The following is a 10,130-nucleotide window of genomic DNA, read 5'->3' on the forward strand; positions in this document are numbered from 1 at the left end:
GCTATGCTATGAATGTATATCCGTATTTTTCACAGATTTTCATAAAATGCAATTCTTTACTTTCTGGACAATATAATTCATTGGAATTAAATAAACTTCCATTAATAATCTTGTTTTTTATTTAAAATAATTTTAATTATATTTTTATCCTTATCATCCAATGTTCTCTCGGCAAAGATCATGACAATATAAATTATGGCTCCCAGAACAATACCTGCAAACATATTGACTTTAAGGTAATCCAATACCATGTACATTACAATTGTAGCTATTAACAGTTTGACGATATCTTTAACGACTATCCATCCAGGGGCATACTCTGTTTTCAGGGTTACCCTAAACATCAATATTGAGATAATGATTTCACTGATTACCGTTGCAAATGCTGCACCTAAGTATGAGTAATGTGGTATGAGCAATAGATTTAGAACCACGTTAACAATTGCAGCCACACAATATATCTTGGTAACCAGCACCTCATTATTGGATGAGTTCATTGCAACGGTTGAAGCTCCATTCACAAATAAAAACGGTATCGTAAACATCAGAACCATCACAATCATACCTGAACCTGCATATTGGCTACCATAGATTAAGGTCATTAACGGTTCCGCATATAGTATGACACCTGCACATATCGGTAGGATTATTAGAAGCAGATATTTCATGGACCTTTCATAGGAGAACTTCAATAGGTCCGCTGAGTCCTCGAATAACTTGACCATCACAGGAAATATCACCTGCGGATACAATGCGTAGAATGTTGTAATCAATGATACTATTTTATAGGATGCGTTATACATACCTACAGCCGCGTTTGTCGCCAGATATTGCAGCATGGTCATGTCTATTGTAAAGTAGATGGAGTAGAATATTCCGGTTAGGCCAAAGGGCAATGCCGCTTTTAACAGTTCTTTGGAGAAACCATAATCGAAATTGTAATGTGGCCTGAAATTCAGATTGCCGATTTTTGAATAGATGTACAGGAACGCACAGAACATTGCAATCAGATATCCGAATGCCATTCCATACAATCCCAGATTGAGATATATCGTTAGAAACACGATGACGAGTAGGACCACCGCATTCAATGCTGAGGCTATGGACTGGTATTCCATTTTCTCATATGCCTGGAATATCCCGTAGAAGAATCCGTTCATACTTAGGAAAGCATATTGGCACAGCATTATAAAACTTACATTGACAACGGAATCGGATCTTCCGGTTAGAATTAGGAAAAGAACCGTACCCATAATTATCAGGACACTTAAAACCACTTTTAGAGGTACCGTTTTTTCAAAGTATCTCTCGGTGAGATTGTAGTCTTTGGAGATGGCCCTTACAATATATGTCTGGGTACCTGAGTCCATCAGAACTCCAACCACCGTTGAAAGGGAAATGGCGAATGATAGAATACCAAAGTCAGAGGTACCTAGATACCTTGCCATGAGTATGGTCCATACAAATGCACATAAATTGGTGATGGTCTGTGAGGCCATCATCCATGTTGAATTTTTAAATATCCTTCTTATACTAACCATACTCTCACATTAAAATTTAATCAAATAAATTATATTATTGTAAAGTATATTTCTAATATTATTAAATACTTTATATTTTAGTATGGTGTTTAATAAAATTGGAATTAACAGGTGACCTCAAAAAATACGGTATAAAAAAATAGTTGATTTAAGGATAATCCATTTAAAAAGCCATTTCCAAAGTATAAACTGGAATTAATCATTAATAAAAATAATGATTATTATTTAATAAAATATTATCTATAATAAGATTATATAATATTTTAAAATTTTAATCTTACCATCTTAAATAAAAACCATTGTACTTAGTACCATTTAATATATATTCAATTATCTGTTTTACTTGTAAATCGATGATTTCTAAATATGTTAAATTTTTATCCATATATTTTATTCTTGAATTTAATTTATCTAAGATTTTAGAAACAATTAATTTTCTTTTATCTAATTTAATAGTATTATTTCTATTATCAAGATCAGATGATCCAATTTGTTTTGTATTTAATAAAGAAAAAACTACTTTATCAACGATTTGTTGTCTAAATTCTTCAATAACATCAAATATTAAACTATTTCTTTTATCCCTATCAAAATGTAAAAAACCACAAAAAGAATCTAAACCATTTAAAACTAAAATTTTAGCAACTTCACTAGCAAGTATTGCATAAGCATAATTTAACATAGCATTTGTAATATCTGTAGGATGTCTATTAATTCTCTTTTTAAAGCCTAAATTAGAAGGCAATAATTTACTTATACTAGACCAATATTCTGTTGAAGCTTTACCTTCAATACCCATGATTTTTAACTTAGAATTTTCAACATTAATATTTGGACCAAAACGCATATTTTTTAATTGATTTAAATATTCATCAATTTTAATAATACTATCTTTAACATGATCTAAATTTTTATTTTTATTTAAAGTCCTAATACATGCTTTTTGATTTAATAATTTAGCAGATATAATTTCACGTGCTAAATACAAACCATTATAATCATCACTTAATTTATATTGTCTTTTCTTAATAAAAATATTAGTTTCATTAGGATATTCTAACAAATAATCAATATTGCCAAAATAATCAATAGAAATTACTGGAATATTATTTTTTGAAATTAATCTTAATGCATCAAATGTAATTAAACCTTTACCTACAATAGTAATATCATCAATCTTATTAATATTAACTTTATCAATTTCTATTTCTTTCTCCATAATCAACAATTGATTATCTCTTTTATGTATTGATTTATTATATCCTTCAATTATTATTTTCATATAAAATCTCCTTTTAATATATTTTATATAATTCTTCTTCAAAATTTATAAACCTACCAAATGAATCTAATTTACTATAACAATTCATACATATAGGAAAAACAAGTATACAATCTTCTAATTTTATATATTCCATAATTTTTGTTTTCATCTCAAAAAGATCATCTTTATTTAAATCCCCAAAATATAATGAACTATGAATCTTCTTAAAACCATAATGTTTAATTATTTTCAATAAATTTATTTTATTAGTTTTAAATTTAATATCAAAAGAAACACAATATTTCATAATATCCTCCTTAAATTAAATTTTTAAAAACATATATTAATAGAGTATATACAAAAAGTAAATAAATAAATTTATCTAAATCAATTAAACCAATAAATATTTGAAATAAAAGTATACAGAAATAGAACATAGAATATTTAATAAAATTAAGAGATATTAAGATAATAATATTTTTATATAAATGTGTAAAACTATCTAGATTATTATAAAAATATAGATATTATAAAAATATAAATATAAAATAAAGTAGAATATAAATTAAAATTAATACAGATTTCTATAAAAGTTTTTATATAAATATTTAAAAAAAAGTTAAAATAATAAAAAATAGAAGATAAATTTATTAAAAAATTAAAAATATTTTAATTTAAAATTTATAATTAAAATCGTGGAAACATAATATCTATAACACCGTTATAAATAGTTTCCACATAATTCCAAAAAAATAAGTAATAATATGAACTAAAATACATTAAACAAAGAAAATAAGTTACTATTCGTAAATCATATATTTAATGAAAAATTAAAAAACACATATAAAAGTGGAAAATTAGAAAACACAAAAAAAATAGATAAAAAAAGAGTTAATGATTAATCTTGGTCTTCATCATTTAACTTTTTCTTCTTCTTAAATATTTCTACTGCTTGTCTACTTAATCTACTGATCTCCTTTAAATCTTCTAAAAATTCTTCATCAGTAAGTTCCCCATTATCATATCTCCTAGTTAAATCAAAAATTGGTTTATCATTAAAAACACCTGGATCAGTAGTCAATATATTTTTCTTAATATGTTCCGGTATCATTTTCTTATCCTCCTAAACTCCATATATTCATTTAAAATTGAATCATTAAGATAATTATCCCATATTTGATTAGTTCTACCTATTTCTCCTTTATTGGCTCCAGCTAAAAATCCTATTCCAAAATCATCATTTAAAGCTTTGTCTATTTCTTCAGTGTATGTAAATTTTTCTTTAAATTCAACAATGAAAATGTCATTTGGGGTATACACATGCATTTCAACAACATTAAATTGACTATGTTCTGAAATAACTTGAAAATCTGCATAATTAAATGGTTGTAAACCCAAATGGTTATGTGATACTATCAGTTCATCATCACCATAGTTTTCATTTTTAAAAAGACCCACATTATCTATTTCATTATTTGTTTTTATTTCCCCAGCCTTACCTGTTGTTTTATTAAATATAAATCCATATTCATATTTCGCATTCATTATTTTTTTATCAAATTTTAACATTGATTTTCTTATGTTTTTAGGTATGTCCTTTGGAATGTTATCCTCAGTTAAAGGTATATGAGGATAGTCTAAATCATTAAATTTATCTAAACTTCTAAATGATTTTTCCTTGATATCTACTTTGTTTTTTATATTAAATAATTTTTTTGATTCTGATTTAACATTAGAAATATTAGATGAACGAACTTTATTTTTGATGTTTGAATTCGTAAATCATATATTTAATGAAAAATTAAAAAACTTAAAAGTGATACAGATACTGACGATACTAATAATGAAGATTCTACTGATGACAATTCTGACTCTGATTCCGATGATAGTGGAGATGACTAAGGTATGACTAATTCAAGCAATATTACAGTTACCGATTTTCGTCTTAAACAAGCTCTTTCACGTGCAACAGAACTTGCAACAGGTATTCAAAATAAAGATGTTGATAAAGCAGTTAAAGAACAAGCTAAACTTAAAATTGGGGTTTTAACTGAATATTATGCAGCTTTAAATCAATGCAAAGTGAAACTCTTAAATGAGAACAAAACCGTTGAATGCCGTGTAAATCACACAATTATTGGGAAAGAAGCAAACCTTTCTTACACCCCCGAGGGACAAAAATTATTATCTTCTGACGAGTCCCAGTATTACATTAAATTCGTAAATCATATATTTAATGAAAAATTAAAAAACTAAAAAGAAAAAAATAGCAAATAAAAAAAGGAAAAAAATATAAAAGAAATAATAAATTACAATAGAGGATTAATTAAAATTAAAAAATCTTCAAAAAAAAGTAAATAATCTTTAAAAAAATAGAATAATATTATTTTTTTATACTTCCACAATTTTTATATCTACTATGTTTTATACTTCAACATATAAAAGTGGAAAATTAGAAACTAAAAAAATAATATTAAACTGCACCTTCAGAGTAAGGAAGATTAAGATTACGGTGAGGATTTTTCTTTAATTCCTTGCTTATTAATTTACCTTCTTTATCGTAAGTAAATACAAAGCAAAACTCTGAAGATTTTTTATTTCCTTGATAAAAACCTTCAAATCGTTCGTTATTAGCATAACCCACATATTTTATAATTTTGTAACCATTTTTTAATTTAATTTTTTCTATTTTTGGATATTTTTTAAAATAAAAAATCATTTTTATCAACCATATAATAATCTTTCAATGACCTTTGACCTATTAGGATAATTCCTTTTAAATCCCTCTCTATCAGACCATAAATATAATTTTATAGAGTCTGCAAAATCTTCAAGATATAAATTATTATATTCTTTTTCAATTAAATATTTTTCATAACCGTCAAAAGCATAATCAGTTACAAATTTTAATTCATTATTACCGTCACTATACATTGCATTAATCCATTCAGGAGAATTAGATATGCCCATATACTTATTAGTATTCGTAAATCATATATTTAATGAAAAATTAAAAAACATAAAAAAAAGGAAAAAATATAAAAAAAATAATAAATTACAATAGAGGATTAATTAAAATTAAAAAAATCTTCGAAAAAAAGAAAATAATCTTTAAAAAAAAATAGAATAAATATTATTTTTCTATACTTCCACAATTTTTATATTTACTATGTTTTATACTTCAACATATAAAAGTGGAAAATTAGAAACTAAAAAAATAATATTAAACTGCACCTTCCGAGTGAGGAAGACCAATATTTTGATGAGGATTTTTCTTTAATTCCTTGCTTATTAATTTACCTTCTTTATCGTAAGTAAATACAAAGCAAAAATCTCCAGATTTTTTATTTGCTTGATAAAAACCTTCAAATCGTTCGTTATTAGCATAATCCACATATTTTATAATTTTGTAACCATTTTTTAATTTAATTTTTTCTATCTTTGGATATTCTTTAAAATAAAAAAAAGACATTTTTATCAACCATATAATAATCTTTCAATGACCTTTGACCGATTAGGAATTCGTAAATCATATATTTAATGAAAAATTAAAAAACTCAATCGAATCTTCCATATAATATATTAAATATTGTATACTACCCTAAACATGCTTTAAAATAATTACCATAAAGCATTAACTAAAAATGAAATAACCAGATAAAGAATAATTAATAAAAAACCAAGAAATACAGAAGCTATAATAACACTTATAACATTACCTATTGCAGTACCTATCTCTTGAGCAGAAGTTATTTTATCATCTTTCTTAGGTACATCATAACTCGGTTTTTCCTCTTCTATTTTTGCTCTTCTTTCTGCCTCATCACGATCATAATCATCAGTAACAATATCATAAATCATTACATCTTCAGCATCAAACCTTCCATCACCATTAAAATCAGGTCCACGTATCATTTTTATTCACCTACCCAAATAAAAAAAAATGTTTTACTTATATAATGATAGGTAAAAGAGATATAAAATATTATTTATTTTTTATAAAAATTGTTTTTTTATTGGTTTTGTATTTTAAAAAGTAGGGTTTGGGGATTTATTTTTTTATAAACATATTCATTAAATTAGAATAAATTTATTCTGAAAAGTTCAATAAAACCAATATTTAGACTAAAAATAGATTTAATAATATAGGAAGATAATAAATATATTATATAAAAATATAATATATTTTTTAAGAGATTATCTGTTTTCCAAGTCTTTTATTACCTTTTTAGCAACATCTTCACCAGACAATAACATTCCACCAAATATTGGCCCCATACGTTGGGAACCATGAACAGCATTAGCAGCCATACCAGTTACATATAATCCAGGATATACTTCAGTTACATTATCAAGGATTTTACCTTCAGCACGGTCTGCCCACATAGATTTTTCACCCATAATTTTACCTGTTTTTGTATTCGTAAATCATATATTTAATGAAAAATTAAAAAACCAAATATAACAGACAAAGATTATGCAAAAAAATTTATTATAAAATTAATGAATTATATTCTGATAATTTTTTAATATCTCAGAAGTATGGTTTGTCTTATCCTTATGAGTTTAATGATAGGTTATGGTATAAAATCAAAAATGATTCTTTGTTAAATGAGAATATTAAATTTAAAGAGGTGGACTTATAATGTCTGAAGAATTGTTTGAAACATTTGGAGAAGGCAATTTGCCTAAGTTAAGAGAAATTCTTTCTTCTTTATCTATAGAAGAACAGGATAAAATTTTGAATATGTCTTTTGAAGAGTTTATAAAATGGGAAAAAGAACATGGGTTAGGTTTAAAAGAGTGATAAATTTGCGTAATCTGGATGATGGGTTATTGTTGGAGTTGATGTTGCATGTGTATGATGAGGATGTTGATCGTAACCGGTTGGTTGATGAGAAAAATAGTCGGATGATTTTGTTAACTGGTGCAATGTTAACTTTGGAGGTTACTTTACTTTCTAGTCTTTGGGTTAATTGTATTTTGTTTAATGATGGTATTTCTTTTTTAGGTAAATTCTCTTCTTGTGGTTTATTGTTTGTTTCGTTATTGTTTTTATTTGTTTCTTTAATTTGTTTTATTTTTGCTTATGCTTTTTCTATGAATTTTGAGTCTGTTCCTGATTCTTCTTTTCTTGTTGATTCTCTTTTTTGTGAAGATTTTAATATGCATGATTTTCAAGGAGGACTACTTGCTACATTTGAAGATGTGATTAAAGGTAATGATAAGATTATTAATGATAAAATTGGGGCTTTGTTGAAATCCTCAAAATCTTTTGAATAAATTTTCTTAAAATTGATTTTCAAGCATTAATTATTGTTTAAATTTTTATAAAAAATAGGAATTCAACAAACCCAAAATTTGTAAAAGTAGGTGTGGTTTTAGATTATTAATTATTTCTATAATATTTTCATTGATTTTTTTTAATTATTTTAATAATACTTTTTTAATATGATTTTCTATTTTTCCACCTTTATATTTTGAAGAGTAAAAAAAAAATAAGATTCAATTTTTTTTAGATTAAAAATACTTGTTTTTCTATATGGAATATTATTCACACTCTAAATCTAAAATTCATTATTCTCATTTTTTTATTCTTCCATTATTTTTTTATTCTTTTTATATAATATTATTTTTTAAATCTTTTTAATTAAAAGAATTCTCTTTAAGAAGAAACTTATATATTAAATTAAACTTTTTTTAATAAAAGATAAAGGTGAATTATGTCAAATGGATTCATTGTGTATAGTCCACTAACAAGAAAATCTGTAGAGGACTTTACAACCAATACTGAAGAAAATGAAAGGATTCTACTTGAGGGAATAGCCTCAACTACAAATAAAGATTTGTATGGTGAAATTATTTCCCCCGATGCAATGAAAAAAATGGTTGAACAAGCACCTACACTAAATATTCATGGTGATCATAGATATGGTCTTGATCATGTGATAGGTGCAGTTAAAGATGTTTCTGAAAGTGAAGGAAAACTCCATATAAAATTTCTTGTAACCAAAAAATATTCACCACTTATTAAGGACATGTTAGATACTGGTATTCATCTTGGACTTAGTATTGGTGGATTTGTAAAAGATTATGATACCACCACAAAGACAATAAAAAATATTAATTTAAAAGAGATTAGCCTAACAGCATTACCCGCGAATTGGGATACTTTCGGAACTGTTAGAAGTAAAAATCTCGTAAAATCAAATTGTTTTACAGGGGCATGTCATAATATAATAAAAAATTTAAAGGCGAATAATATGTCTAAAGAAGAAGAAACCAATAATAATATTGATGTTAATGAAAATGAAACTGAAAATAATGAAAATACAAAATTCATTACACAAGAAGATGCTGAAAAATATTTCAATGAGTTAATGGCTGAAAAAGAACAATCAATCACTGAAACTGTTCTTAGTAATGTTGAATCAAAAATTAATAGTATGGTTAATACTGCTATAGCTGAAGCATTAGAACAAGGAAACAAAACTGAATCAGATACTGAATCTGATGATGAAATTGTAAAAAGTTTACTTACTGAATTTAATAAGAACATGGATTCTAAACTTCAGGAATTTAATAATAGATTTTTTAAAAATCTTCAAGATAATAGAAATCCCGAGAACCATGTAGATAAAGCTTTACAAAATGAATCAGTAGAAAAAAATGAAAATGAATATTCTACAAAAAGTATAGCTGAAAAAATAGTTAGTATGAATTAGAATATACTATTTTTATATAAAAAATAAATTTTTTTTAAAAAATATTAGGAGTAATTGATATTTATGTCTGAATTAACTATCCATGATATTGCAACTAAACTTGAATCACAGTCAAATGAATTAAAAGAATTAAGAAAAGCGATGACTGTTACTACTAATGCACCAACTTCAATGCAAATTGAATATACTAAAGAGATTAAAAGTAAAATCTTTGATCAAGCACCATATCTTCGATTTTTAGAGTCCAAAGGTTGTGTTCAAAGTGCAAGTACTTCTCAAGTTGGTTTTTATAAAGAAAATAATGGGTCTGTAGCACAATTTATCGCTGAGGATGATGATATTCCTGAAGCTACCTCAACTACTTATACAGAAGAAACTGCTAAAATGGCTACTCTTATTCAACCTATTGATATTTCTATGATGGCTGAAATGGGGAATACTGTAATTGATCTTATTCAAAGAGAGATTGATAAAGGATTTATTAATGTAAAAAATATGGCAGATAGTGCATTGTTACAAGGTGATGGTACAAATAATACTTTTAAAGGTTTTACTAGTCAAGTTACTGATAATAAAATAGATCTTAAAGGTGAAGGAATC

The 10,130-nt window shown here is 25.5% G+C and carries 14 protein-coding genes and 1 pseudogene; 5 read left to right on the forward strand and 10 right to left on the reverse strand.

The window, feature by feature from the left end:
• Positions 1–101: 101 nt before the first annotated feature.
• The 5 genes from ON24_RS01630 to ON24_RS01650 all read right to left on the reverse strand — a co-directional run bounded on the left by ON24_RS01630 (position 102) and on the right by ON24_RS01650 (position 4,350).
• Positions 102–1,541 (reverse strand): flippase, encoded by a 1,440-nt coding sequence (locus tag ON24_RS01630; RefSeq protein WP_016358668.1) that lies wholly within the window; start codon positions 1,539–1,541, stop codon positions 102–104.
• Between the two features lie 277 nt (positions 1,542–1,818).
• On the reverse strand, positions 1,819–2,823 hold the full coding sequence (gene cas1 / locus ON24_RS01635) for a CRISPR-associated endonuclease Cas1 (protein WP_016358667.1): 1,005 nt from the start codon (positions 2,821–2,823) through the stop codon (positions 1,819–1,821).
• 13 nt (positions 2,824–2,836) lie between these two features.
• Positions 2,837–3,112, reverse strand: coding sequence for a CRISPR-associated endonuclease Cas2 (gene cas2 / locus ON24_RS01640; protein ID WP_016358666.1), 276 nt, complete (start codon positions 3,110–3,112; stop codon positions 2,837–2,839).
• Positions 3,113–3,703: 591 nt separating this feature from the next.
• Complete coding sequence (locus tag ON24_RS01645) at positions 3,704–3,916, reverse strand: hypothetical protein (RefSeq protein WP_040681706.1); 213 nt, start codon at positions 3,914–3,916, stop codon at positions 3,704–3,706.
• Positions 3,913–4,350: a hypothetical protein gene (locus ON24_RS01650; RefSeq protein WP_152411875.1), complete on the reverse strand. Its 438-nt coding sequence runs from the start codon at positions 4,348–4,350 to the stop codon at positions 3,913–3,915. Before ON24_RS01650 ends, ON24_RS01645 begins: the two co-directional genes overlap by 4 nt.
• A 360-nt stretch (positions 4,351–4,710) precedes the next feature.
• Here ON24_RS01650 and ON24_RS01660 point away from each other — a divergent pair, with 360 nt between their 5' ends.
• Positions 4,711–5,061, forward strand: coding sequence for a hypothetical protein (locus ON24_RS01660; protein WP_040681709.1), 351 nt, complete (start codon positions 4,711–4,713; stop codon positions 5,059–5,061).
• 217 nt (positions 5,062–5,278) lie between these two features.
• Here the strand turns inward: ON24_RS01660 and ON24_RS09310 are convergent, their stop codons facing one another.
• The 5 genes and pseudogenes from ON24_RS09310 to ON24_RS01685 all read right to left on the reverse strand — a co-directional run.
• The gene (locus ON24_RS09310; RefSeq protein ID WP_160162412.1) at positions 5,279–5,449 is read right to left on the reverse strand and encodes a hypothetical protein; all 171 of its coding nucleotides are present in this window, start codon (positions 5,447–5,449) and stop codon (positions 5,279–5,281) included.
• 80 nt (positions 5,450–5,529) lie between these two features.
• A complete protein-coding gene (locus tag ON24_RS01670; protein WP_040681711.1) occupies positions 5,530–5,775 on the reverse strand; it encodes a hypothetical protein in 246 nt (81 codons plus the stop codon).
• A gap of 253 nt (positions 5,776–6,028) precedes the next feature.
• The gene (locus ON24_RS09315) at positions 6,029–6,199 is read right to left on the reverse strand and encodes a hypothetical protein (RefSeq protein ID WP_160162413.1); all 171 of its coding nucleotides are present in this window, start codon (positions 6,197–6,199) and stop codon (positions 6,029–6,031) included.
• Positions 6,200–6,426: 227 nt separating this feature from the next.
• On the reverse strand, positions 6,427–6,720 hold the full coding sequence (locus tag ON24_RS01680; protein ID WP_016358659.1) for a hypothetical protein: 294 nt from the start codon (positions 6,718–6,720) through the stop codon (positions 6,427–6,429).
• Between the two features lie 282 nt (positions 6,721–7,002).
• Positions 7,003–7,215: pseudogene (locus ON24_RS01685) on the reverse strand (sulfide-dependent adenosine diphosphate thiazole synthase); the annotation flags it as partial.
• 235 nt (positions 7,216–7,450) lie between these two features.
• Here ON24_RS01685 and ON24_RS09320 point away from each other — a divergent pair.
• From ON24_RS09320 to ON24_RS01700, 4 genes are all read left to right on the forward strand, one after another.
• Positions 7,451–7,612 (forward strand): hypothetical protein, encoded by a 162-nt coding sequence (locus tag ON24_RS09320; RefSeq protein ID WP_160162414.1) that lies wholly within the window; start codon positions 7,451–7,453, stop codon positions 7,610–7,612.
• Positions 7,576–8,088: a hypothetical protein gene (locus tag ON24_RS01690; RefSeq protein ID WP_152411876.1), complete on the forward strand. Its 513-nt coding sequence runs from the start codon at positions 7,576–7,578 to the stop codon at positions 8,086–8,088. Before ON24_RS09320 ends, ON24_RS01690 begins: the two co-directional genes overlap by 37 nt.
• Positions 8,089–8,528: 440 nt before the next feature.
• Positions 8,529–9,530, forward strand: coding sequence for an HK97 family phage prohead protease (locus tag ON24_RS01695; protein ID WP_040681714.1), 1,002 nt, complete (start codon positions 8,529–8,531; stop codon positions 9,528–9,530).
• Between the two features lie 63 nt (positions 9,531–9,593).
• Positions 9,594–10,130: phage major capsid protein (locus ON24_RS01700; RefSeq protein WP_040681715.1), on the forward strand; the 537-nt coding region annotated here is incomplete at its 3' end.

This window comes from Methanobrevibacter boviskoreani JH1, from assembly GCF_000320505.1.
In the GTDB taxonomy this organism is placed as follows: Archaea; Methanobacteriota; Methanobacteria; order Methanobacteriales; family Methanobacteriaceae; genus Methanarmilla; species Methanarmilla boviskoreani.